Here is a 24817-nt window from a genome sequence, read left to right as displayed (position 1 = left end):
TTCAAATATCATTATTTTTTTTTAGAAAAAAAGAATTTAGGTTTTTACTCGTTTATTGAGATAGTTAAATGATTAATCTTAATTTTACTTGCAAACAGCTAATCAATCAAATGATTAAAGACCTTTATTTAATTCGCCATGGCGAGGCAGAAGAACCAAATGCCGGCTTAAAAGATACGGAACGCCAATTAACTGCAAAGGGTTTACAGGATGCCTCTAAAGTGGGCATGTATTTGAAACATAAAGAGTTTCACCCTGATTTAATGTTACATAGCATTGCAGAAAGGACAACGCAAACTATGCACAGGATTAATGAGCAATTGGGCGTTAAACCTGATCATATTGAAGCATCAGAAGATGTTTATGAAGCTTCAGCTAGGATTATGTTACGCGTGATATCGGAAATCCCAGCAGAAATGCGATCCGCAATTATTATTTGCCATAATCCTTCCATCACCTATGTTTCTGAATACATTACAGGTGCTGAAGTGGGTTATGTAGAACCAGCTGGTATAGTGCATATTCAAATTCCTTATTCCTCTTGGTCGGAGGTTTCGGAAAAAAATTGTGATTTTATAGAATATATTAGACCAGAAGAAATTCAATAATTATTTATGACTAAGAAACAAGATATATTAAATGCCTTTGACCCCAACGGATTAGGCAATGTAGATAATATTTTTGCTTTACCTTTTGATGAAAAAACTGCAGATTTAATTTTAATTCCCGTTCCATGGGAAGTGACCGTATCTTATGAATCCGGTACCGCCCAAGGGCCACAACATATTTTGGAAGCCTCCACACAAGTAGATCTCTATCAGAAAGATATAATAGATGCTTGGAAAATGGGGATTCAAATGCTTCCTATTAATCAGGATTTATTAACCAAAAGCAATAAGCATCGCATAATGGCGGAGGAATATATTGGCTTATTGGAATCAGGAGAAGAAAATAGCGAAAAAGGAAAAAGCCTTTTGAAAGAAGTCAATTCGGTTTGTGCCGAAATGGTGGAATGGGTAAAATCCGAATCTTTAAAACAGCTTAATAAGCATAAACTTTTGGGATTAGTAGGTGGTGACCACAGTACGCCTTTAGGCGCAGTTCAAGCTATAGCCACCAAACATGAATCATTTGGCGTGCTTCAAATTGATGCGCACATGGATTTCAGGAAAGCTTATGAAAATTTCGAATATTCTCATGCTTCCATCTCCTATAATATGTTGCAAACTGTTCCACAAATAGAAAAAATGGTTCAGGTAGGCATTAGAGATTTTTGTGAAGAGGAAATTAAATTCGCTGAGAAGCAAGGTGAAAGAGTGAGTATTTTTTATGATGATGATATAAAAGTGGGGATGTTCGAAGGCGAATCATGGACTATCATCTGCGATAGAATCATTAAAGAATTGCCAAATGAAGTCTATATCACCTTTGATATTGATGGCTTGAGACCAGAATTATGCCCGAATACCGGTACGCCAGTACCAGGTGGTATTAGCTATTCCGAAATCATTTATTTATTGACAAGGTTAGTTAAAAATGGCAAGAAAATCATTGGCTTTGATTTAAATGAAGTTGCCCCAGGCGAAAACACCGATTGGAACGGAAATGTAGGCGCTAGAATTTTATACCGCTTGTGCAATTTAATGGGTGTTTCTCAGGGGAAATTAGAGTGGGATGAAAGTTTTTAATCTACTCTAAATCAGCTACATTCTTATCCATTTTATTAGTAAATATTTTAAGTTTTCATTAAAACCCGTACTTTTGTACAATCTATATACATTAAATTTTTAACATTCCACTTAATCTCCCTTTATGTACATTTTTACTCCCCAATCCAACTTTTCAAAAGTGAAAAGAATACTTTTGTCTTTATTCACAATATTAATCCTTCAAACAAGTTTCGCATTTGCCCAAGACGCTCCATTTATCACCGTTTGGCAAACGGATAATCCCGGAAGCAGTGAAGATAATCAGATCACCATTCCCGGAACAGGCACTGACTATTTAATAGAATGGGAAGAAGTAGGCAATGAAGATAATAATAATGGCAGTGAGACTGGTATTAATAGTCATACAGTTACTTTTCCTAGTGCTGGGACTTATCGGGTTAAAATAAGTGGGGATTTTACGAGGATTACATTTTTTAATGAAGGAGACAGGAAAAAAATCCTTGATATAGAACAATGGGGTGATATTGTTTGGTCGAAATGCAATTATGCCTTTAACGGATGTTCTAATTTAGTACAGAGTGCAATTGATATCCCAAATTTATCAAATGTGACTGATATGTTCCGAATGTTCGATGGAGCCAGCTCGTTTAATGGGGATATCGGGAATTGGGATGTTTCTAATGTGACTAACATGGTGGAAATGTTTGTCAATGCCAAATCATTCAATCAGGATTTATCGAATTGGGATGTTTCTAATGTGACTAATATGAGATGGATGTTTATTTGGGCGAGTGCCTTTAATCAAGATTTAGGAAACTGGAATATTTCTAGTGAGACAAATATGCATAATTTATTAAGCAAGTCAGGTTTAAGTACCTATAATTATGACAAAACACTCATTGGTTGGGCAGCTATGGAGAATACTCCTTCTGACATTATGTTCGGAGCTCAAGATTTAAAATATTGTTTATCAGCAGATGCTCGAAGCTATTTAATTAATGAAAAAGGTTGGCATTGGAGTGGTACAAATGGTTTTTTGGACATTAAAGATTGTGAATCTGCTTTTTTTGTAAGCACTTGGAAAACGGATAATGAAGGTACAAGTGAAGACAATCAAGTAAATATTCCTGTTACTGGCACAGATTATGAAATATTCTGGGAAGAAGTAGATAATAGTGAAAATAAAGGACAGGAAATAGGAAATAATTTTCATACTCTCACTTTTCCTCATGCGGGAAACTACCGCATAAAAATATATGGTGATTTAACCAATATAAAATTTGATAATCATGGTGATAAACTTAAAGTTTTAGATATTGAAAGCTGGAACGATTCAAAATGGAAATCTATGAATTCAGCATTTGCTGGAGCAGAAAATTTAACAATCACTGCCTCAAATGATCCTGATTTGTCTATTGTTACTGATATGAGTCGTATGTTCTACAAAGCTAAATCCTTTAATCACTACATAAGACATTGGGATGTGAGCAATGTGACTAATATGTCAAATATGTTTTATGATGCCTCTTCATTCAATCAGATTATCAGTGATTGGAATGTATCCAATGTAACTGATATGAGCGGTATGTTCAATAAAGCTTCTGCTTTTGATCAAAACCTAGGAGATTGGAACTTAACCAATGTAGGCAGCCTATTTGATTTTTTAACAAATTCAGGTTTATCACTAGCTAATTATGACTTAACCTTAGAAGGTTGGGCGACAAATGGCAATATACTATCTGATATTACTCTTAATGCAGAAGGATTAAATTATTGTGCATCTGAAGAATATAGACAACAATTGATTGATGATTTTGGATGGATTATTATGGGTGATGAAGTTTGTAATATAGCTTTAGAAGAAACTTATCCAGTTGCTGACACCACATCAGTAGCAAAGGATACTAAAATCTACCTTACTTTTGACCAGGAAATTGAGGAAATAGATTTTACTGGGATTCTAGTGAAAGACATTTACAGTAAAGTAATTCCGTTATCAAAAATTTATGTTGAGGGGCAAAGATTATATTTGGTACATGATGGCTTAGAGTCTAGCACTTATGAAGTTAAAATACCTGAGAACAAGGTTATAAGTGTAACAGGTAAAGAAAATGAAGCCATCAGCTGGTCATTTACTACTCAAAGGATTTTGAGTTCTAAAAATGAACAAAAACCAATTAATCATTCTACTTATCCAAACCCTTTTTCGGATCAGACCACTATTCAATTTAGCCTTCCACAAACACAGTCTGTTAATTTATTCGTTTTTGACCTGAAAGGGCAGCTAGTAAGACAAGAGAAATATGATAATCTTGGTTCAGACAAACAATCTATCAAGTTTGAAAGAAAAGATTTACCTGCTGGGCTTTATCGTTATCAGTTGCAGTCTGCTGGTGGTGCAGTTGGTGGGAAAATGTTAATTGAATAAGATACCAGAAGAATTATAAGGTCTATAAATTATAGCCTAGACCTAGCATAGTTCTCAATCTACCTGAGTCGAAGTATCGATTGACATAAGGTGATATTTCAAATTGAATAAAGCCTTTTGGGAATTTCTCAAAGGGTTTTATTCTGCTTCCTACAACAACATCATAACCATTGATGATACTCACATTCTGATATCCATTAAAAGGATTAAAATTAACTCCTGCACCAACATAAATATTGGCTTGCTCTTTTACAGAGAAATTATAAAATAGGTTTAGTTCTAAATTAGTGTTGGCAATAAAGGTGTTGGTGGCAATTCTCAAGTCGAACCAGAGTTGCTTATCCGAATCTGCGCCTATGCCTATAACAGACTGAAATGGATTATAACTAATAGCTACTTGAGCCTTAGATTTTGAGATGAAAAATGATAGGAATAGAATTATTGTTACTAGTTTCTTCATAGGTTATTTGATCAGCCCACAGTAAGCTGGTTTCGGATTAAAAAATTCATCAAAAAGTAAAGGGTAATCTTCTCTGCCAAAATAATTAGGGATCCATGATTCACCATCACTTACACCCCAAATAGTGATTCCGTGCTGGTATTGTTTTTCTATTCTTTGATAATTATTAAAGATAAATCGATATCGTTGTGCTTGTCTTTGCAGCATCTCATCAGTTAACTCAAATTTTTCTTTACTGATGGAATTGACGGAAATATCTAATTCTGAGATATGCAATTTGAATCCGGCCTGCGTAATTTTTTCCATAGTGCTTATAAAATCTTGATCTGAAGGGAAAATGGTTGAAATATGGCTTTGCATACCAATACCATGAATTGGCACTCCTCTTAATTTAAGATTGGTCATTAAATCTAACACCGCCTTGCGCTTTGTTGGTCTAAATGATAAGTTAAAGTCATTGTAAAATAATAAGGCTTCCGGGTCAGCCTCATGAGCATATTGAAAAGCCTTTTCAATATAGCTGCTCCCTATATTTTTCAGCCAAATATTAGGTCTTAAGGTACCATCTTCTAAAAAAGCTTCATTTATCACATCCCAAGCTTGAACTTTTCCTTTATATCTTTTTACAATCGTGCTAATGTGATGCTTCATCATGGCTTCCCAATCGGATTTACTGCCTTGAAAGTTTTCCATCCAAATAGGTAATTGCTCATGCCAAATTAGGGTATGAGCATGTAATCTCTTTTCATTGGCTAAGGCATAATCTACTAGCAGATCGGCATGATGCCAGTAAAAGGTCTTTTCCTGTGGGTGAATAAATTCTGGTTTAAATCTATTTGAAGGAGTTATGCTATTAAACTGTGTTTGGACAATGGGTTCAGTTGTATGAGGGGGTTCAATAGCCACACCTACAGGAAAGTCATATCGTTGATAAAGTGATTGCTGATCAGTATTACAGACTTCAATGGGTTCAGGTTCACAACTAATCAAAGGATAGCTGAGTAGAAGGTATAAGAATCGATAATTTAAATACAGTGATTTCAAAGTTTAATTAGATTGAGAAGGTAATGCTAATGAATTATTGATCGAGTTCATAATCTCATGATCAACAAATTATTGGTATATATCGAATAACTTTTAATATTGCCTCATCTTAAAATAGATACCTTTTCTGCGCCTTAGACGCCTGCGGGCTTTTAATTATTATGGTTTAAAGTCAATTAGAAATTAACTCAAACCCTAAACCCTATCACCAACATATCATCGGTTTGTTCCATTTCACCTTGCCATCTTTTCATCTCCAACTCTAAGCTTTTGCATTGTTCGGGCATGCTTTTATTTGAGATGCCTTCTAATAATGTTTTGAACCTTTTTCGGAGGTATTTTTTCTGAGTATTGAACCCAAATTGATCAGCAAAACCATCTGAACTCAAATAAAATGTTTGGTTTTCTTCAATATCAATCTCTTGAAAAGTGAATTTCTTGTCTGGTGTATTGAAATACTCCCCGACTGTAAAATTATTCCCTTTGAATTCTTTTAACGTATTATTCTCTACAACATAAAGTGGTCTTTTAGCACCTGAAAAAGTAACTGATTTATTTACATAATCAATTTTACATAAAGCTACATCCATACTGTGATTAGTTGTAGTCACCTCTTTTTGCTTCAAGATTTCCATCACTTTAATATCCAACTTAGTTAGGATTTTATGAGGCTCTATTTCTTTTTCTTCATTTACGATTTGGTTCATGGTGGCATTAGCAATAACCGTCATAAAAGCTCCTGCCACTCCATGTCCGGTGCAATCAATTAAAGCCAAAATATCACATCCTTCTTGTCGAGAATACCAATAGAAATCACCACTAACAATATCTTTAGGTTTATAATAAACAAATGAGGCAGAAAGATTCTCTTTAAAATTATTCTTATTCATAATCCCCTCCTGAATACTTTTGGCATATTCAATGGAATCTGTAATATTTCGATTCCAGCTTTCCAGCTTCATTTTTTGTATTTCTATAGCCCTTTTGCTTTTCCTAATTTCATAATTCTGGTATTCCAATAATGATTTGGCTTTTCTGTTTTGTTTGATTTTTAATAAGGCTGTTATGACTAAGGCAAGTAATAATATAGAAAATGCAATTGATCCGTAAATGTAGAGTCGGCTGTTTTGATATTTTAGATCCTTTATTTCAGATTCCTTCCTTAATAATGCTATTTCCTTCTCCTTTTGCTCTAATTCAATACTTTTTTCGAGTTCTGCAATAGCCCTCCGCGATTTTTCATTAAAAAGGCTATCATTCATGATATGGTATTGATTCATATAAACGTATGAATTTTCCAGATCATTGAGATGTAAATAAACTTCTGCGAGTGTACTATAAGCATCCAGTAAAATAGGTTTTGCATTAATTTTTTGCGCTATTTCTACCGCATCTAATGCGGCATCTCTAGCTGCAATATGATTGCCTCTTGCATTATGAAGACGTGAAATTTTAACCAAAGAGCCTGCTATACCAAATTTATTATCAGCAGCTTCTTCCTTTTTCAAGGATTTGTTAAAATAATAAAGCGCACTATCATATTCTTGTTGATCAAAATATATTTTACCAATATTGCTAAATGGATCAAATAAATTGCTTTTATCATCACTATTCTGATAAATATTCAGAACCCTTCTATAATAATCAATTGCCTCCTTTTCCTGTCCATTATCTAAATAGATATTCCCAATATTATTAAGTATCCGCAATAACCTGGAAGAGTCATTGAGCTGCTCAAAAATGATTTTTGCATCCGTATAATAATCTAATGCTCTTTCAAAATCCTGATTTATCGAATAGATATTCCCTATATTGCTTAAGGCTTTTGCAGCTCCTGATTTTTGCTTTAAAGAATCATAGAGATTGAGCGACTCCTTGAAATATCTTAAGGCTTGATCATAATCTCCTTTTTGCTTATGATAAACTCCTAAATTATTATTGGCTGTAGCTTCCCCAAGTAAGAAATTTATTCTTCTCGAAATCTCTAATGCTGAAGTAGCATATTTAAAACTTTCGGTAGGTTCACTGGCATATTTTATTTTAAATAAATTATTTAATCTTATGACTTCAGTGCTGTCTTTAATATTTCCTTTTCTTTGAGCCAGTGAGTCAAAAGAATGAATGAACCCGCAAAATAATAGTGTTAATAATATGTACTTCATTACTGAATTTAATATCTTGCTAAGATGCTATAATTATTTGAAAAAGTAATATTTTGATCATGAATTCCATCGCTTAATTTTAAGTATTAGTAGAATAATTTTCAGATTCAATGTTATTAAATAGAGCCTATTAGACAATTACAAGAAAATCATTTGCATCTATCTGTAAATCAGAAGCAAATTAAAACCATTTGTGTTATTTAATATTAGAATCCTTAAATAGCATTAGGATTTACAACCAAAATTCAATTACAAGTGTCACTATAATGAACTTAAAAAGTGAATTTAACTATTATTCTATGAGATATACCTTTAAATTTTTGACCTTAGGATTTATGCTCTTTACGCTAATTTCTTGTGATGAATGGGAAAGAACCCCCAATTTTGACGTGGAAGAGGTAGAGGGTTACCGCCCTATTTATGCTACTGAAAGTGAACAAGATGTAAAAACACTACCCGCAAGAGAAATTGAAAACCCAGGAAAAATCTATGTTATCAATGAATTTTTGCTGGTTGTTGATCAATTAAAAGGGATTCATGTTTTCAACAATGATGATCCAAAAAACCCACAAAACGTTGGCTTTATACAAATTACGGGGAGTAATGATGTTGCAGTAAGAGACAATATTTTGTATGCTGACCAAGCCACTGATTTATTAGCTATTGATGTTAGCAATCCTGAAAATGTTAAAATAGCTTCAAGAGTGAAAAATGTATTTCCGTTTGGTACCCAATATCCACAGCAGCAAGGAGTATATTTTGAGTGCCCTGATCCTGATAAAGGACTCGTTATAGGTTGGGAATATACTACTTTGAACTCACCAAAATGCTATCGTTAATTTTAAAATCACGCTAAAGAAATGAAAATCACTAAACTATCATTTATATCCATATTAGCTGTTTTAGCAGCTATAATTATACTTCCTTCATGCGGTTCAGATTCAGAATTTGATTCAAGCGGAGAAGGAAGAGGTGGCTCAATGGCCAGGTTTACTTTTTTAAAAGGCTATTTATACATAGTTGATGAAACAAGTCTGAAAACCTTTGATATCAGCAATCCTGAGAATCCAAGTTTACTAGGAACTGAGGAAGTAGGTGCTGGAGTTGAAACTATTTTCCCTTATGAGAATTATTTATTTCTAGGTACTCAATGGGGTATGAAAATATATTCAGTAGAAAATGGCCCCACTCCGAATTTTTTGTCAGATTTTGAGCATTCGTTCTCGTGTGATCCAGTTGTAGTTTCCAATAGCATTGCCTATGTAACCTTAAGAAGCGGAACTACTTGTCAAACTGGTGAAGACAGAATGGAAGTGTTGGATGTTTCAGATTTAAGAAATCCCCGGTTATTAACGACCATTGATATGCAAAATCCTCATGGTTTATCTGTGAGCGATACTGTGCTTTTTGTATGTGAAGGAGATTTCGGTTTTAAAGTCTTTAATATTAAAGATAGGGCAAATCCTGAACTGATTTCTCATTATGATAGCATTCCAAGTTACGATGTAATCACAAATTACGGCAGAAAAGAATTGATTATAACAGGAAAAGATGGGATCTTTCAATATGATTATAGCAACCCATACGAGTTGAAAAAACTAAGTCAAATATTGAGCTTCCAAGAAAATGAATAGAATTTTTACGATTTTATTATTCCTTACCTTTATTACTCATAATTCTTTCGGCCAAATAGATATTCTGGATTCATTAGAACTATCCTCTAAGAAAAAAGTGATGCCTTATATCTCCATCACTTCGGCATTTGAGAAGTACAGCTCTTTTGATATTGGAATCTCAAAACCAACTAAAAATGGAAATGCCTATGGAATGGAATTAGGTTATATTTATGATATCGATGTGTTAAATTCTACAATTGAAGATTCATGGTATCAAAAAACCTATGGCGCCAAAGCTTATTTTTATTATAGGATCATTATTGAGGAAAAAGATCCCTATCCATTTAACGCAAAAACATTTATTGATATTGAACCTCAATTATTTTGGGCAAGTTTTGAAAATGAAAGAATAGCGGGATATAGCTGTAATGAAGAATGGGGAGAATGTGAATATTATCGTTTTTTTGATTCTAGAGTTGAGCGAATTATTCCTGGTATGAATTTCAAATTAGGCAAAATTTATAACTATGATGCTTTTACATTTATTCTATTTGGAGGAATTGGAATTCGACATATAATTGATTTTTCAGAAATGATGAACGATCCTGCTCCAGATAAATTATTTAATAGAAGAGGTCAGATTATAAAAGCCCAAACCGGAACTTCACTAAATTTAAGAATAGGATTCCAAGTGGCATACAATATTTGGAATTAACTGAATAAAAAAAAGCCTGCCAATTGGCAAGCTTTTTTTACTTTGAGGATTCCCGTTACTATTAACCTGAATTCGATTATTAATTTAGGATTCAGACCGTTTGTAAATAGTGAGTTTCAACTAAAAATTTTGAAGCAATAGCGGGCTATTGTAAGAAATTTTCAGGAAGAAAATCGCTGTTTACAAGCGGAATCAGAAAAACTTTACCATAAAATCTGAATTTCCAAATTAATGTCGAACTCAGGTTATTATTTTCTTATTTGTCCATTACCTAGGACATAATATTTATTCGTAACCAATTGCTTTAAACCTAAAGGACCTCTGTGGTGCAACTTATCAGTACTAATTGCCAACTCTGCTCCTACTCCCATTTGTCCACCATCAGTGAAGCGAGTGGAAGCATTGTGATAAACAGCTGCACTGTCAATTTGCTCCATGAATTTCATGGCATCATCTTGAGTTTCCGTTAAAATGATATTAGAATGACCTCCGGAATATTTATTGATAAACTCAATAGCATCATCTAATCCCTTTACTGAAGAAATAGCTGCTTTCATGGCTAAGAACTCCTCATACCAAACATCTTCGCTATCAATTTTATCAGTGGTTTCTAAATGACCAATTACTTTATCACTAGCCACAATTTGAACACCTTTCTCACTCAATGCTTTTTCAATTGTTTTGAGTGTATCTTCAAATTGAGGATGATTTTCATCTACCAATATTTTATCTAGAGCGTTACAGCCTGAAATTTTATCCGTTTTAGCATTTACAAGCACTGGTATAACTTTTTCCATATCAGCATCGGGTGCCACATATGCAAAGTTATTACCTCTACCACTTACTAAAACTGCACATTTTGCATGCTGCTTAACGAAATCAATTAATCTTTCGCCTCCTCTTGGAACAATCAAATCTAATGGCTGATCAGGATTTCTTAAGAATTCCTGAGTGGTTGGTCTATCCATTTTAAGATACTGAATCCAATCATCTTCCAACCCATTTTCTTTCAACGATTGGTGCCAGCATTTCACCAACTCCTCATTACTGTGATGGGCTTCTTTCCCGCCTTTCAGTAAAATTTTATTGTTGGCTTTGAATGCTAAAACAGCAGCTTCAATAGTTACATCTGGACGAGACTCATAAATGATCATGATAGTCCCAAATGGAGCTGCTTTATTCGTGATGCTCAATCCATTTTCAAGCGTATCTTCACTGATCACAGTTCCAACCGGATCATCTTGATCTTTCACCTCACGAACCGCTCTAATCATATCATCAACTTTAGTCGAATCCACAACTAAGCGATCATAAAGTGCTTGATCATCTCTGTCAAATGCATCTAAATCTTTTTTATTTGCAGCAATAATAGCATCTCGATTCTTATCAAGATTATCTATCATCGATTGTAAAACTGCATTTTTAAGTTCTGTATTTAAAAGCTTCATAAAAGCATATAAATTTTAGTTCAAAATAAATTTCTGAGAAGATGAAGAGTTTATTAATCTTCTTCCTCTTTGTAAATCCTTGTACCAACATCTTTACCATGAACAATGTCTAAAATAACATCTTCACGTTTACCATTAGCAATATAGGTAACGATATCTTTTGATGCTGCACCTTTGGCTACATTGATCTTGGATTCCATTCCTCCACGACCTTCTCCTTCTTTTTTATCGGATTCCTGAATAAATTGTTCCACTTCCTGATCAGTACTTACGCTTCTAATCACATTAGAATCATCATGATCGGGGTGGCCATCAAAAATTCCATCTGTATCAGTCAACAAAATTAGTGTATCTGCTTTAATTAATTCAGCCACTAAACTTGCCAACTCATCATTATCAGAAAACATGGACATAGAAAGAGATACTGCATCATCTTCATTTGCAATAGGAATAATTCCTTGATTTAATAAACCTTCATAACAGTTTATCATATTATCCCTATGCCTACCGAAGTCAAAGTCTCTTTTCGTAGCTAATACTTGCGCACATCTCATTCCATAATCATGGAATATGCTATAATAATGACGCATCATTCTTGGTTGTCCTACTGCAGAATAAACTTGTCTACGTTGAGCAGCATTATCAATATTATCAATTTTATTATCATCCAACACTTCTTTCCCTGCAATTACAGAACCAGAAGAAATGATAACAGTCATTATATCTTCTTCATAAAGACGTGCTACTTGATCTACTATCCTTTTCAAAATAGGAACCACAATGCGATTGTCCTTATTGGTCATCACATTAGTTCCAATCTTTACTACTACCCTTTTGCTATGTGTTTTCACAATACTATAGTTTAAGATTCCTTCCCTAGTTCTACTGCTCTATTGAATGCTGCATAGGCTGCATCTTCTATCAATTGTTTGATATTATTATCTTCCATTGAATCTAAAGCAGCACGAGTTGTCCCTCCTTTTGAGGCCACTCTTTTCATCCAACCTTCAGGACTAAGGTCAGATTTATTAAATAACTCCACAGCTCCTTCGAAGGTTGTTCCAACTAATACTTTTGAATCATGAAGTGAAAAACCCATTTTCTTGGCTGCTTCCATCATAGAATGCATGAAATAGAATACATAAGCTGGACCACTACCTGAGATTCCAGTAGATGCATCCACATCATTTTCTGTATCCAATCTAACTGAACGGCCTGTGGTATCCAATAAATTTTCCACTGTAGAAAGTTCTAATCTTGAAACTTCATCAGAAGCAGTAAAAGAAGTTAAACCTTTTCCAACCTGCGCAGGAAGGTTAGGCATTGCTCTAACCACCTTAGTTATTCCCAAACCATCTTTCATGCTTTGAATGGTAACTCCGGCCATTATAGAAATTACAATCTGATCTGGAGACATCATCGGCTTAAGTTCTGCAAACAACTCATCAGTATGATAAGGTTTTACAGCAATGAATATAATATCTGCTTTTGGAAGGCAGTCTGAGAGATTAGTGAAAACATCAAAACGACTAATTTTCTTTAGTTCTTCTGTTTTTTCAGGACTGGTATCTGAAATCATTAAGTTGTGATTTGTCAGAAATTCAGATTTAACAAGGGCTTTGGCATAAGCCAATCCCATATTTCCAGCTCCTATTACAAGTACTTTCATAAGTAAATTTTTGTTTATAAATATAAAGAATTAATTCCAATTGTGCTTCTGCCTATGCAAGCATTGTGCATCTAAACCCATTTTTCAATGAAAATCAACAATATTGAAAAAATATTTAATGCACAATGATTTGATTATCAATTATTTAAATTAATCATCTTGCAAAATCGAAATTAATTTCAACTTTATTAGCTTCTTTTATTTAGTGCGCCATATAGGCAAAAAGCTGCAATAATGACAGGCTAGTTTACAATTGTCAATAAATGGCACTATAAAAAACAAGTCTGAGTTTATTAATCACAGCCTACGAAACATTAATAAATTAATTCCATTTATAGTATTAGTTACTTTTTAAATAGATTTTCAATTTAACTGATTATTTCAATGTCTTCAAGTCATCAACATTCTCAAGAAAACCATGATCACAGTAAACATGAAGGTCACGATCATGAAGACCATGATCATCACGAACATCATGCACAGATGATAGAAGATTTCAAAAAAAGGTTTTGGATTTCCATCATTCTCACTATTCCTATCATGGTTTTAGCACCTATGATCCAGGAATTGTTGGGATATGAATTGCGTTTCCAATACGATAGGTACGTGCAGTTTGCATTGTCCACAATTGTCTTTTTCTATTGCGGATTTCCTTTCCTAAAAGGATTAAAAGATGAAATTGCAGACCGATCACCAGGCATGATGACTTTAATTGCGCTGGCCATCAGTGTGGCGTATTTTTACAGCTCAGCAGTCGTTTTCGGATTGGAAGGGAAAATCTTCTTTTGGGAATTAGCTAGCTTAATTGCCATTATGCTATTGGGGCACTGGATTGAAATGAAATCAATAATGGGCGCTTCAGGTGCAGTAGAAGAATTGGCAAGACTACTTCCCTCCACTGCATTAAAACTAGATAAGAATGGAGATACACATGAAGTTAAAATCTCAGAATTGGAAGCAGGAGATTTAGTACTGGTAAAGCCCGGAGAGAAAATTCCTGCAGATGGTATTATTGAAAAAGGTAAAAGTGATATAAATGAATCCATGATTACGGGTGAATCAAAACCTGTAAGCAAGAAAGAAGGAGATGAAGTGATAGGCGGATCAGTTAACGGCTCTTCCTCTATCCAATTTAAAATAAAAGAAGATAGCGAAGGTTCCTACTTAAATAAAGTAGTGGAAATGGTGAAATCCGCTCAAGAGACTAAATCCAAAACCCAAAACTTGGCAAATAAAGCCGCTGCTTGGCTATTTTATATTGCACTTTTTTCTGGATTTACCACTTTAGGAGTGTGGCTTTGGCAAGGGAAGGAATTTGATTACGCATTGGAGAGAATGGTAACGGTTATGATTATTGCATGTCCTCATGCATTAGGATTGGCTATGCCTTTGGTTGTGGCGATTTCAACTTCTGTATCGGCTAAAAATGGTTTGCTTATTAGAAATAGAACAGCATTCGAAAATTCAAGAAAAATCACCACCATTATTTTTGATAAAACCGGTACGCTCACAAAAGGAAATTTTGTGGTAAATCAGATTAAAAGTACTTCAGATGAATTTAAAGATGATGAAATTCTTAAAATAGCCGCATCACTAGAAAAGGAATCTGAACATCCTATTGCGACAGGAATTTTGACAAAACATGAAGAAAAAGAATTGGATTTTGAAGAAATATCTGATTTTGAGAATTTAACTGGTGAAGGAATTCAAGCAAAAATCAATGGGAAATCAATTAAAATTGTAAGCCCAGGATATTTGGAAGAAAATAATATTGAATTACCGAAGGATGCAAAAAATGAAAAAGCTGAAACAATAGTTTATCTCCTCCAAGATAAAGATTTGATAGGATATATTTCATTGGCAGATGAAATAAGAGACGAGTCTTTTGAAGCTGTGAAAAAATTAAAAGAAAATGGCTTAAAAGTCATCATGGCTACTGGAGACAATGAAGAAGTGGCAAAGTCAGTAAGCAAAGAGTTAGGCTTGGATGATTATTATGCTGAAGTGCTTCCTGAAGACAAGCAAAAAATCATCGAGGATTTACAAAATAAAGGGGAAATAGTGGCGATGACAGGCGATGGAGTGAATGATGCACCTGCCCTAGCCAAAGCAGATGTAGGAATTGCAGTAGGATCAGGAACGGATGTGGCAGCTGAAACCGCTGACATTATTTTGGTCAATAGCAATCCTATGGACATAGTATATCTTCTGGAATTTGGAAAGTCTACCTATCAAAAAATGATGCAAAACTTATTCTGGGCAGCAGGTTATAACATTGTGGCTATTCCTATGGCAGCTGGCGCTTTAGCTTTTGCAGGAATCATTTTAAGCCCTGCAGTTGGTGCTGGATTAATGAGCTTAAGTACAATTATAGTGGCACTTAATGCTCAATTACTGAAAAGAAAGATGAAAAACTAAAGTCAATTTTTATCTTCGACTTATACAAGGCATAAAATCAGATTCTTAATACTTCTAAAACATTAAATACCCTAACCTTTGATTTATTATAAAATGAATTGATAAATTGCACATCAATCAGATAATAAAAAAAGTATAAGTGCATAAAGTATTTTTCATTTTTCTAGTCTTTTTTAATCTGAGCTGTTTTGGTCAGTCAATAAAAGAATTGAAAGAAGATTTAAAGAATGCGAAATCCGATTCTCAGCGGATGAGCTTATACTATGAGTTAAGCTCAAAATATCAATTCAATGATAATAAAAAAGCTATTTCCTATGCTGAACAATTACTGGATCTAGCTATAAAAAGAAAAGACACAACTAATATCGTATATGGAAAAGCAATGATTGCTTATTCATTCTATAATTTGGGGGCGCTCGACAAGGCCTTAAAAATAAATTTAGAAGCTTATGAAATTGCTAAAGCATCAAAAAATGAAAAGTTAATAGATTATATCATTACCCACCTTGCGCTTATTTATGATGAAATAGGTAATTATGATAAAGCATTGGAATATTATCGATACAATATTCGGTATGCAAAGGAAAACAACCTGCCTCAAGATCAGATGATTGGCTTATTAAACATAGCCGATATGTTTGTGCGCATGGAGGAATTTGATTCTGCTGAATATTATGCTGAGAAAGCAGTGGAATTTGAAGATGAAAGTGAGGATTATATTAGATCTATTGCCTATTTAAATTATGGCGTGGCTTTAGAAAGAAATAATAATTTTGACAAAGCCTTGATTTACCTTTTAAGAGGTTTGGAAATCCAATATACTTCTGATCGGGATTATGCTGCTATAAGTGAGGCATACCTCACTATTTCAAATATCTATGTAAAGAAAAAGCAATTTAATAATGCCTTACAATTTGCAGATTCCTCCATAAATAGTGCTAAAAAATCGGAATCTAACTATTATCTAAGGAAAGGATACGAACTCAGAAGTAGTATCCATAAAACTTTGGGAGATAACACACAAGCCTATAATGACTTGAAGAGATTTGTTGAGACAAACGACAAAATCTATAGTGAAGAAACAGCGGAGAAATTTCTTGAACTACAAGAATTGTATGAATCGAAGCAGAGAGAAGCTGAAATAAATTTACTCAAGCAGGAAAGTAAATTAACTAAAGAATCCATCACTCAAAAGAACATTGTAATTCTTGGCTCTTTAATTATTCTATTACTTCTGGCGTTGTCTTTACCTGTATATATCAGTAGAAACCGATTGAAGCAAAAAGCTTTAACGTTATTGAACTCTCAAAATAAAGAGATAGAAGAAAGAAATTTCCAGTTGGGCGAAATGACAGAAGAACTCAAAAGTCAAAAAGAAGAAATAGAAACACACAGAGACCAGCTTTCGGAAGCCTATAGCATATTAGAAAAAAGAAATAAGGATGTTACTGACAGCATCAACTATGCACAAAAGATTCAAAATTCACTTTTACCAGATTTAAAAACAATCAAGAAATCAATACCTGAGTCTTTCATATTTTATAAAGCCAGAGATATTGTAAGTGGCGATTTCTATTGGTTTCACCAGAAAAAAATTGATGGAAAAGAAATTAAATTTATTGCTTCTATCGATTGCACAGGGCATGGAGTTCCTGGTGCATTTATGAGCATGATCGCAGATGCCCTGTTATCTCAAGTAATTATTGAATTGGATTATAATCAACCGGCTGAAGTTTTGACTGAGATGGATAGGAGGTTGAGAATTATGTTAAAGCAAGATGAAAGCTATGGCAATGATGGAATGGAAATAGGACTCTGTGCCATCCATGATGACAAATTAGTGTTTTCAGGAGCTGGACACAAATTAGTTTATTTCGAAAATGGAGATTTAAATACTATAAGAGATAATCGGTATTCAATTGGAGAAAGCTTTATTAGCCATCAAAAAATGGAATTTAAAAACCATACTATCTCCATTGATAATTCAATAATGATTTACCTTTTTTCAGATGGAATTCAAGACCAATTTGGTGGCTCAAAAGATAAGAAACTGGGGATAAAGCGTTTAAGGAGAAATTTAGAGGCTATCCATAAAGATGCTGCTCATAAGCAAGAAAAGCAGATTAAAGAAATGGTTGAGAATTGGAAAGGAACTGCAGAACAAGTGGATGATATGCTTTTGATAGGTTTTAGATTGACTTAGAATCTGGCCGCCATCAACAAACTCAATTCTTTATATTTCAAATCGAATTTTTTAGCAATATGCATATTTGTTAGGCTACCTTTATACGTGTAAACGCCTTTCATAAACCATGAATGAGAAAATATCATTTCTTCAATTCCTCCAACATCACCCGCTTGAAGCAGCATAGGCGTTAAAATATTACTTACGGCATTACTTGCTGTTCTCGAAACTCTTGATGCTATGTTGGGTACACAATAATGAATCACATCATATTTTTTAAAAGTTGGATTATCGTGAGAAGTCACTTCTGAAGTTTCAACACAACCACCTTGATCAATACTGACATCAATAATCACCGCATTTTTGCGCATATTCATGACCATCTCTTCATTTACAATACATCCACTTCTACCCTTTTCGGCTCTAATAGCACAAATTAAAACATCAGCTTCAGTCAAAGAATCACTCAACATAACAGTATCCATTGAACTAGTATGAATTGGTTGACCTAAAGCATGCTTAATTCTTCTTAGCTTATATAAATGATTATCATAAATTTCAATGTTAGCACCTAAACCTAAAGCTGCTCTTGCGGCATATTCCCCAACAGTTCCAGCACCTAGGATCACAACTTTAGTAGGTCTAACACCAGTTATACCACCTAAAATAATACCTTTACCATCATTCAAATTACTTAATAATTCGGTGGCAATTTGAATAGCAGAAATACCGGCTATTTCACTCATTGCCCTCACCATTGGCATGCCGCCCACTTTATCTTCAATCAATTCAATTCCAATAGCGGTTATCCTTTTTTCATTGATCAATTGAAAATATTCTTTATTTAATTGCCCAACTTGAAGTGCAGAAATTAAAAAACTACCCGGCTTGAACATTTCTATTTCTTCCTTAACGGGCGGTTCTATTTTCACTACCAATTGCGCTTCAAAAGCCTCTTTGGATGAATAAACTATTTTGGCTCCAGCATCGCTATATTCATTATCCGTGAAGTTACTGCTCAATCCCATTCCGCTTTCCACTATTACTTCATGTCCATTATTAGATAATAATGCAACAGCTCCTGGTGTAAGTGGAACTCTTTTTTCTTGTAAGGAAATCTCATTAGGTATACCTATTTGCATAGCATTTTTACCACGCTCAATAGCTAATAACTCTTCTTGAGGATATAGGGCGCTTTTTCTTGCTAAAACATCAAACCCTTTTCTTGAAATCTCCTTAGCCATGCTTACTTATTTTAAAATTCCTTTTTGTCAGTTCCTTGGAAAGGGAAATCTCAATCAATAAAAATTGATCTGGAATAAAAGAAGGTATCATTTCCGGCCACTCTATCAAGCATAACTTATCAGAATAGAAATAATCCTCCACTCCTATTTCAAACGCTTCTTGTTCATTTTTAATTCTGTAGAAGTCAAAATGATAGATTTCTCCTGCTTTAGCTGACAAATATTCATTCACCAGCCCAAAAGTTGGGCTACTGGCATGATCTTCCACCTCTAAATAATCACACAGGTGACTAATAAAAGTAGTTTTTCCTCCACCCATTTCAGCTTTAAATAGCCAAATTTTATAATTCTTTGCAAAAGAATAAATTTCAGCCACTGTTTGAGGCAAATCATCTAAATGTACGTCCGAAAATGATATGTTTTCAGAGATTTCACTTTCCATCTTTCGAAGTTAATGAAATAATGGGAATTATCATTTCTTCCATTGAAACTCCTCCATGCTGAAAGGTATCTTTAAAATAATTAACGTAGTAATTATAATTATTTGGATAGGCAAAAAAGCTTTCTCCTTTGGTGAATACATAGGATGTGCTCACATTTATTGTTGGCAAATGAAATCTTTCTGGTTTAGGAACTTCTAAAACATCATTGCTTTTTTTATACCCTAGATTTTTACCTTGTTTATATCTCAAATTGCTATTCACATTTCGATCACCCACAATTTTAAATGGCTTTTTCACCCTGATAGTCCCATGATCGGTGGTAATCACAACCTTAGCTTTCTTTGTAGAAACCCTCTTCAATAACTCAAGAAGTGGAGAATGCAAAAACCAGCTTTTTGTCAAGGAACGATATGCGGATTCATCAGGCGCTAATTCACGAATCATTTTCATGTCCGTTCTTGCATGAGAAAGCATGTCCACAAAATTATAAACCAACACATTCAAATCATGATCCATCATAGCGGACACATGATCCAAGACTTGTTTACCCTGATTCACATTCACTATTTTATTGTATGTAAATTTACCTTGGACATTTTTCCGCTTCATTTGTCTTTCGATAAACTTATCTTCGAAGTTGTTTTTGCCTTCGTCATCATCCTCAGTCACCCACAAATCAGGATGCTTTTTCGCCATTTCATCTGGTAATAATCCTGAGAAAATGGAATTTCTGGAATAAGCAGTGGTTGTCGGTAAAATAGAGTAGTAATTATCTTCTTCTTCAATATTAAAGTATTTAAGAATTTCAGGCTCCAACAACTTCCATTGGTCAAACCTTAAATTATCAATCACTATAAAAAATACAGGTTCCTCCCCCATCTTAGGAAAAACCTTTTCTTCCATTAATTTGTGACTCAATAAAGGTGCTTCATCTTGGTATTCGTTCAACCAATCTTCATAATTTTCATCAATAAACTTAGCGAAGTTGGTATTAGCCTCCACATGTTGCATAGAAAGCACTTCAGACATACTCTGATCATCTGTTTGATCGATTTCCAAATCCCAATAAACAAGCTTTTTATACATTTCAGCCCATTCTTGGTGATCCATATCGTCACCAAAAGCCATACTAATATTACGAAAATCTTGCTGATAACTTTGGTTCGTTTTCTCAGTGACTAAGCGCTTATTATCTAAAATCTTTTTAACTGAAAGCAATATCTGATTAGGATTGAGCGGTTTAATCAAATAATCAGCAATTTTGGAACCAATAGCTTCCTCCATAATATATTCCTCTTCACTTTTCGTGATCATCACTACTGGAATATTAGGATTATTACTTTTAATAAGGCTCAATGCTTCCAACCCTGTCATGCCGGGCATATTTTCATCTAGGAAAACAACATCAAATTTTTGTTCTTTACATAAATCTACTGCCTCCGAACCATTATTAACTGGAGTAATTTGATAACCTTTGTTTTCTAAAAAAATAATGTGAGGTTTAAGCAGATCTATTTCGTCATCTGCCCATAAGATTTGATAATTTTGCATAGTATATATTTGAGCCTTTAAAGTTATTAGAATTGAAGAAGTTAAAAAAGGTAAACGATCCTATTTACGGATTCATTACAATAAAAAGTGAATTACTTTTCAGTATTTTCAACCACCCTTATTTCCAACGCTTACGCAGGATTCGGCAATTGGGTTTGAGCGAACTGGTTTATCCCGGTGCCACTCATACTCGTTTTCATCATGCATTGGGCTCAACCCATTTAATGGGCTTGGCTTTAGATCATTTAAAAGAAAAAGGTGTCAATATTAATGAAATAGAATACGAGTCCGCTCAAATTGCAATTTTACTTCATGATATTGGTCATGGTCCTTTTTCTCATGCCTTAGAGTACAGTTTGATAAAAGGAATTACGCATGAAAATATTTCATTGCAATTTATGAAAATGCTCAATAAAGAATTTTCAGGTCAGTTGGACACTGCCATTGCAATGTTCAAAAACTCATATAAAAGAAAATTCTTCCATCAATTGATTTCTAGTCAATTGGATGTGGATAGGCTAGATTATCTTAATAGAGACTCATTTTATACAGGAGTATCAGAAGGAAATATAAGTGTAGATAGAATCATTAGTCATTTAGACGTGATTGAGGATGAAATTGTGGTAGAAGAAAAAGCCATTTATAGTATTGAAAATTTCCTTAATGCCAGAAGATTGATGTATTGGCAAGTTTACTTGCATAAAACAGCTTTAAGTGCTGAAAGGATGTTGGTTCACTTGATGAGTAGAGCAAAAGAAGTGCATAGTTTGGATAATATCTCGCCTGCTTTAAAATATTTTCTGGAAAATGATTTCACTTTAGAAGAATTTCAAGAGAAACCGGAAATCGTTCATCAATTTTCTAAATTAGATGATTCTGATATCTGGCATGCCATAAAAGTTTGGGAAAGCAATAAAGATAAAGTGCTTAAAAATTTAAGTCAACGAATTCTTCAACGCGATTTATTTAAAATAAAATTAGGAAACGAACCGCTTAAAAAAACTGATATCAATGCGCTAAAAGCAAAAATTGCTCAAGAGTTTAATTTATTAAATAAAGAAGCAGCCTTTTTCCTTTCTCATGGTGAGGTTACAAATTCAGCCTATGTAGAAGGTGGGAAAAGCATTAAAATAATAACTAAAAAAGGGCATTTGATGGACATAGCTCAAGCAGCCGATTTACCAAACATCAAAGCTATGAGTAAAATTGTCAAAAAATATTACCTATGCCTACCTAAAAACGTATCTTTGTAAATTATAGCAACCATAACTATTTTAAATGGAGTTTAGCGTAAATCAAATAGCTGGAATGATCGGAGGCACGGTTGAAGGCGATGGAGAACGAGTAGTCGATAATCTGGGAAAAATTGAAGAGGGAAAAGCCAAAACAATTAGCTTTCTTTCTAATGAAAAATATGAAAACCACATCTATACATCAGATGCAGCAGCCATCATAGTAAAAAAGAATTTCCTACCTAAAAAAACCATTAAACCGGCTTTAATAAAGGTGGAAGATCCGTATTCTGCCTTTACTCAATTATTGGAAGAATATAATAAGATTATGTCCTATGCAAAATTGGGCGTGGAAGATCCATCTTTTATCGGGGAAGGAAGCTCTGTGGGTGAAAATATTTACAGAGGGGCATTTTCATATATTGGAAATAATGTAAAGATTGGAAATAATGTAAAGATCTATCCTCAAGCTCACATAGGTGATAACGTTGTAATTGGTGACAATTCTATAATTTATCAAGGTGTAAAGATTTATGCCGATTCTAAAATTGGGATTAACTGTAATATTCAAGCAGGTGCAGTGATCGGAAGCGATGGATTCGGTTTTGCTCCGCAATCAGACGGAACTTATAAAACAATTCCACAATTAGGAAATGTTATTTTAGAAGATAATGTAAGCATTGGAGCCAACACCACTATTGATTGCGCCACATTGGGTTCAACCATTATCAGAAAAGGAGCGAAATTAGACAATTTAGTTCAAATAGCGCATAATGTTGAGGTTGGCGAAAATACTGTAGTTGCTTCTCAAGCCGGGATATCAGGAAGCACAAAAGTGGGTAAAAACTGCGTAATAGCGGGTCAAGTTGGAATAGTAGGACATATTGAAATCGCTGATCGTACTACAGTTAGTGCCAAGGCCGGTATATCTAAGTCCGTAAAACAAAGCGGTACAATTCTATCAGGAATGATTGGTTTTGAACATAAGCAATTCCTTAAAGCCAGTACTTTATTTAAAAGGTTGCCGGAATTACACCAACAAATTCAGCAATTGGAAAAAATAGTTTTAAATTTGCCGTCTGAAAAAAAGAACTAAATGTATAATAAGCAGCACACTATTAAAAAAGCGGTAAGTGTTTCTGGTGTAGGACTTCACACTGGCCATAAAGTCACTTTAACCTTCAAGCCTGATGAAATCGATAGTGGAATTAAATTTCAAAGAGTAGATCTTCCTGAAAAGCCAATCATCGAAGCTGATGCCGATTTAGTGGTAGACACTTCAAGAGGTACTACTATTGCTAGAGGTGAAGCTAGAGTATCAACAGTAGAACATGTTTTGTCTGCTTTGGTGGGTTTACAAATTGACAATGTTTTAATAGAAGTAGATGGTCCTGAAACACCTATCATGGATGGAAGTGCTAAGCTTTTCTATGAAGCATTGGAATCAGTAGGTTTAGAAGAGCAAAATGCACTAAGAAACTTCTTTGAAGTTCCCGAAGGCCTTTTCCTGACAGATGATGAGAAAAATGTAGAGATGGCACTATTGCCTGTTGATGACTACAGAGTTACGGTTATGATAGACTATAACTCTAAAGTTTTGGGTAGCCAGCATGCCTCTTTAAATAATATAGCAGAATTTAAAAAAGAAATTTCAACTTGTAGGACTTTTGTATTCCTTCATGAACTTCAACAACTTTATAATAACAATTTAATAAAAGGTGGTGATTTAAATAATGCCATTGTTGTGGTTGATAAATTAGTTTCTGATGAAGAGTTAAAAGAACTTGCTAAAATTTTCGACAAACCTCATATTGAAGTTAAAGAAGAAGGGATCCTTGACAATATTGAACTGAGATTTAAGAATGAACCTGCTCGACATAAGTTACTAGATGTAGTAGGTGATTTAGCTTTAGTAGGAAGACCAATTAAAGGACAAATCTTAGCTGCTCGACCTGGACATTCTACTAATGTGGCTTTCGCACAGAAAATCAAAAAGTATATTAAAAAATCAGAAAAGTCTGCTCCCAAATACGATCCTAATGCAGAACCTGTTATGGATATTGATGGCATCTCTGCAATGTTGCGCCATAGATATCCTTTTCAATTGGTAGACAAAATTATTCACCAAGACCACAAAACAGTAATAGGTTTAAAGAATATCACCATTAACGAAAATTTCTTTCAGGGTCATTTCCCTGGAAACCCTGTAATGCCGGGTGTTTTACAAATTGAAGCAATGGCTCAGACAGGAGGAATTTTAGTTCTTAGTTCCGTTGATGAGCCTTCAGAATATTGGACTTATTTTTTAGGTATCGATAATTGCAGATTTAGAAAAATGGTGAGGCCCGGTGATACTATAATCCTAAAGTGCGAACTTTTAGCTCCTATAAAAAGAGGAATAGCCAAAATGCAAGGATATGCGTATGTAGGAAATAGTGTAGTGAGTGAAGCAACGCTTACCGCTAGAATTGTTAAAAAAGAAGAAGAATAAAACCTTAATTAAGGTTAGAAAAAGCATGTTTTGCTTATAAA

At 34.1% G+C, this 24817-nt stretch carries 20 protein-coding genes; 11 read left to right on the top strand and 9 right to left on the bottom strand.

All coding sequences use genetic code 11. From position 1 onward, the window contains the following. The first annotated feature begins 110 nt into the window (after nucleotides 1–110). From QYS49_RS09365 to QYS49_RS09355, 3 genes are all read left to right on the top strand, one after another. Nucleotides 111–608: a SixA phosphatase family protein gene (locus tag QYS49_RS09365; protein WP_308351533.1), complete on the top strand. Its 498-nt coding sequence runs from the start codon at nucleotides 111–113 to the stop codon at nucleotides 606–608. Nucleotides 609–614: 6 nt separating this feature from the next. Continuing rightward, nucleotides 615–1688 carry an agmatinase family protein gene (locus QYS49_RS09360; protein WP_308351532.1) on the top strand — a complete coding sequence of 358 codons (1074 nt, stop codon included), beginning with the start codon at nucleotides 615–617 and terminating at the stop codon, nucleotides 1686–1688. A gap of 160 nt (nucleotides 1689–1848) precedes the next feature. Further along, nucleotides 1849–4098 (top strand): BspA family leucine-rich repeat surface protein, encoded by a 2250-nt coding sequence (locus QYS49_RS09355; RefSeq protein ID WP_308351531.1) that lies wholly within the window; start codon nucleotides 1849–1851, stop codon nucleotides 4096–4098. Nucleotides 4099–4120: 22 nt separating this feature from the next. Here the strand turns inward: QYS49_RS09355 and QYS49_RS09350 are convergent, their stop codons facing one another. From QYS49_RS09350 to QYS49_RS09340, 3 genes are all read right to left on the bottom strand, one after another. Beyond that, nucleotides 4121–4558, bottom strand: coding sequence for a hypothetical protein (locus QYS49_RS09350; RefSeq protein WP_308351530.1), 438 nt, complete (start codon nucleotides 4556–4558; stop codon nucleotides 4121–4123). Between the two features lie 3 nt (nucleotides 4559–4561). Continuing rightward, nucleotides 4562–5602 (bottom strand): endo-1,4-beta-xylanase, encoded by a 1041-nt coding sequence (locus tag QYS49_RS09345; RefSeq protein ID WP_308351529.1) that lies wholly within the window; start codon nucleotides 5600–5602, stop codon nucleotides 4562–4564. Between the two features lie 188 nt (nucleotides 5603–5790). Beyond that, nucleotides 5791–7764 carry a tetratricopeptide repeat protein gene (locus QYS49_RS09340; RefSeq protein WP_308351528.1) on the bottom strand — a complete coding sequence of 658 codons (1974 nt, stop codon included), beginning with the start codon at nucleotides 7762–7764 and terminating at the stop codon, nucleotides 5791–5793. A gap of 299 nt (nucleotides 7765–8063) precedes the next feature. On the opposite strand from QYS49_RS09340, the gene QYS49_RS09335 reads away from it, so the two are divergent. The 3 genes from QYS49_RS09335 to QYS49_RS09325 are packed head-to-tail and all read left to right on the top strand — an operon-like array spanning nucleotide 8064 to nucleotide 10095. Beyond that, complete coding sequence (locus tag QYS49_RS09335) at nucleotides 8064–8603, top strand: LVIVD repeat-containing protein (RefSeq protein WP_308351527.1); 540 nt, start codon at nucleotides 8064–8066, stop codon at nucleotides 8601–8603. Between the two features lie 21 nt (nucleotides 8604–8624). Further along, the gene (locus QYS49_RS09330; RefSeq protein ID WP_308351526.1) at nucleotides 8625–9398 is read left to right on the top strand and encodes an LVIVD repeat-containing protein; all 774 of its coding nucleotides are present in this window, start codon (nucleotides 8625–8627) and stop codon (nucleotides 9396–9398) included. Continuing rightward, the gene (locus QYS49_RS09325) at nucleotides 9391–10095 is read left to right on the top strand and encodes a hypothetical protein (protein WP_308351525.1); all 705 of its coding nucleotides are present in this window, start codon (nucleotides 9391–9393) and stop codon (nucleotides 10093–10095) included. Before QYS49_RS09330 ends, QYS49_RS09325 begins: the two co-directional genes overlap by 8 nt. A 248-nt stretch (nucleotides 10096–10343) precedes the next feature. Here QYS49_RS09325 and QYS49_RS09320 read toward each other — a convergent pair whose 3' ends face one another. Genes QYS49_RS09320 through proC form a run of 3 tightly spaced genes read right to left on the bottom strand, consistent with a single transcriptional unit; the run spans nucleotide 10344 to nucleotide 13212 of the window. Continuing rightward, the gene (locus tag QYS49_RS09320) at nucleotides 10344–11543 is read right to left on the bottom strand and encodes a glutamate-5-semialdehyde dehydrogenase (protein WP_308351524.1); all 1200 of its coding nucleotides are present in this window, start codon (nucleotides 11541–11543) and stop codon (nucleotides 10344–10346) included. 53 nt (nucleotides 11544–11596) lie between these two features. Continuing rightward, nucleotides 11597–12394 (bottom strand): glutamate 5-kinase, encoded by a 798-nt coding sequence (proB, locus tag QYS49_RS09315; RefSeq protein ID WP_308351523.1) that lies wholly within the window; start codon nucleotides 12392–12394, stop codon nucleotides 11597–11599. Between the two features lie 11 nt (nucleotides 12395–12405). Continuing rightward, nucleotides 12406–13212 (bottom strand): pyrroline-5-carboxylate reductase, encoded by an 807-nt coding sequence (gene proC / locus QYS49_RS09310; protein ID WP_308351522.1) that lies wholly within the window; start codon nucleotides 13210–13212, stop codon nucleotides 12406–12408. Nucleotides 13213–13596: 384 nt separating this feature from the next. On the opposite strand from proC, the gene QYS49_RS09305 reads away from it, so the two are divergent. Next, the gene (locus QYS49_RS09305; RefSeq protein ID WP_308351521.1) at nucleotides 13597–15630 is read left to right on the top strand and encodes a copper-translocating P-type ATPase; all 2034 of its coding nucleotides are present in this window, start codon (nucleotides 13597–13599) and stop codon (nucleotides 15628–15630) included. A 139-nt stretch (nucleotides 15631–15769) separates the two neighbouring features. Then, nucleotides 15770–17833, top strand: coding sequence for a SpoIIE family protein phosphatase (locus QYS49_RS09300; RefSeq protein ID WP_308351520.1), 2064 nt, complete (start codon nucleotides 15770–15772; stop codon nucleotides 17831–17833). Here QYS49_RS09300 and QYS49_RS09295 read toward each other — a convergent pair. The 3 genes from QYS49_RS09295 to porX are packed head-to-tail and all read right to left on the bottom strand — an operon-like array spanning nucleotide 17830 to nucleotide 21053. Then, nucleotides 17830–19059 (bottom strand): alanine dehydrogenase, encoded by a 1230-nt coding sequence (locus QYS49_RS09295; RefSeq protein ID WP_308351518.1) that lies wholly within the window; start codon nucleotides 19057–19059, stop codon nucleotides 17830–17832. The two genes, QYS49_RS09300 and QYS49_RS09295, sit on opposite strands and share 4 nt — an antisense overlap. Then, nucleotides 19052–19501 (bottom strand): tRNA (adenosine(37)-N6)-threonylcarbamoyltransferase complex ATPase subunit type 1 TsaE, encoded by a 450-nt coding sequence (gene tsaE, locus QYS49_RS09290; protein ID WP_308351517.1) that lies wholly within the window; start codon nucleotides 19499–19501, stop codon nucleotides 19052–19054. The genes QYS49_RS09295 and tsaE overlap by 8 nt, the downstream gene beginning before the upstream one ends. Beyond that, nucleotides 19491–21053 (bottom strand): T9SS response regulator signal transducer PorX, encoded by a 1563-nt coding sequence (porX, locus tag QYS49_RS09285; RefSeq protein ID WP_308351516.1) that lies wholly within the window; start codon nucleotides 21051–21053, stop codon nucleotides 19491–19493. Before porX ends, tsaE begins: the two co-directional genes overlap by 11 nt. Nucleotides 21054–21085: 32 nt before the next feature. On the opposite strand from porX, the gene QYS49_RS09280 reads away from it, so the two are divergent. From QYS49_RS09280 to QYS49_RS09270, 3 genes are read left to right on the top strand one after another with little or no spacing between them, the layout of a single operon-like run. After that, a complete protein-coding gene (locus QYS49_RS09280; RefSeq protein WP_308351515.1) occupies nucleotides 21086–22306 on the top strand; it encodes an HD domain-containing protein in 1221 nt (406 codons plus the stop codon). A gap of 25 nt (nucleotides 22307–22331) precedes the next feature. Next, nucleotides 22332–23381: a UDP-3-O-(3-hydroxymyristoyl)glucosamine N-acyltransferase gene (lpxD, locus tag QYS49_RS09275; RefSeq protein ID WP_308351514.1), complete on the top strand. Its 1050-nt coding sequence runs from the start codon at nucleotides 22332–22334 to the stop codon at nucleotides 23379–23381. After that, complete coding sequence (locus QYS49_RS09270) at nucleotides 23382–24776, top strand: bifunctional UDP-3-O-[3-hydroxymyristoyl] N-acetylglucosamine deacetylase/3-hydroxyacyl-ACP dehydratase (RefSeq protein WP_308351513.1); 1395 nt, start codon at nucleotides 23382–23384, stop codon at nucleotides 24774–24776. Nucleotides 24777–24817: the final 41 nt, after the last annotated feature.

This window comes from Marivirga salinae, from assembly GCF_030503855.1.
In the GTDB taxonomy this organism is placed as follows: Bacteria; Bacteroidota; Bacteroidia; order Cytophagales; family Cyclobacteriaceae; genus Marivirga; species Marivirga salinarum.
The sequence above is the reverse complement of the archived record's forward strand: the minus strand, read 5'-3'. Positions and strand labels throughout refer to the sequence as shown.

What these genes read in the sequence shown, in the direction of transcription:
- QYS49_RS09295 (WP_308351518.1), bottom strand. Translation starts at nt 19,059, where the DNA reads ATGGCTAAGGAGATTTCAAGAAAAGGGTTTGATGTTTTAGCAAGAAAA.
- QYS49_RS09325 (WP_308351525.1), top strand. Translation starts at nt 9,391, where the DNA reads ATGAATAGAATTTTTACGATTTTATTATTCCTTACCTTTATTACTCAT.
- QYS49_RS09340 (WP_308351528.1), bottom strand. Translation starts at nt 7,764, where the DNA reads ATGAAGTACATATTATTAACACTATTATTTTGCGGGTTCATTCATTCT.
- QYS49_RS09365 (WP_308351533.1), top strand. Translation starts at nt 111, where the DNA reads ATGATTAAAGACCTTTATTTAATTCGCCATGGCGAGGCAGAAGAACCA.
- QYS49_RS09335 (WP_308351527.1), top strand. Translation starts at nt 8,064, where the DNA reads ATGAGATATACCTTTAAATTTTTGACCTTAGGATTTATGCTCTTTACG.
- QYS49_RS09330 (WP_308351526.1), top strand. Translation starts at nt 8,625, where the DNA reads ATGAAAATCACTAAACTATCATTTATATCCATATTAGCTGTTTTAGCA.
- proC (WP_308351522.1), bottom strand. Translation starts at nt 13,212, where the DNA reads ATGAAAGTACTTGTAATAGGAGCTGGAAATATGGGATTGGCTTATGCC.
- QYS49_RS09305 (WP_308351521.1), top strand. Translation starts at nt 13,597, where the DNA reads ATGTCTTCAAGTCATCAACATTCTCAAGAAAACCATGATCACAGTAAA.
- QYS49_RS09350 (WP_308351530.1), bottom strand. Translation starts at nt 4,558, where the DNA reads ATGAAGAAACTAGTAACAATAATTCTATTCCTATCATTTTTCATCTCA.
- porX (WP_308351516.1), bottom strand. Translation starts at nt 21,053, where the DNA reads ATGCAAAATTATCAAATCTTATGGGCAGATGACGAAATAGATCTGCTT.
- QYS49_RS09320 (WP_308351524.1), bottom strand. Translation starts at nt 11,543, where the DNA reads ATGAAGCTTTTAAATACAGAACTTAAAAATGCAGTTTTACAATCGATG.
- lpxD (WP_308351514.1), top strand. Translation starts at nt 22,332, where the DNA reads ATGGAGTTTAGCGTAAATCAAATAGCTGGAATGATCGGAGGCACGGTT.
- QYS49_RS09270 (WP_308351513.1), top strand. Translation starts at nt 23,382, where the DNA reads ATGTATAATAAGCAGCACACTATTAAAAAAGCGGTAAGTGTTTCTGGT.
- tsaE (WP_308351517.1), bottom strand. Translation starts at nt 19,501, where the DNA reads ATGGAAAGTGAAATCTCTGAAAACATATCATTTTCGGACGTACATTTA.
- QYS49_RS09360 (WP_308351532.1), top strand. Translation starts at nt 615, where the DNA reads ATGACTAAGAAACAAGATATATTAAATGCCTTTGACCCCAACGGATTA.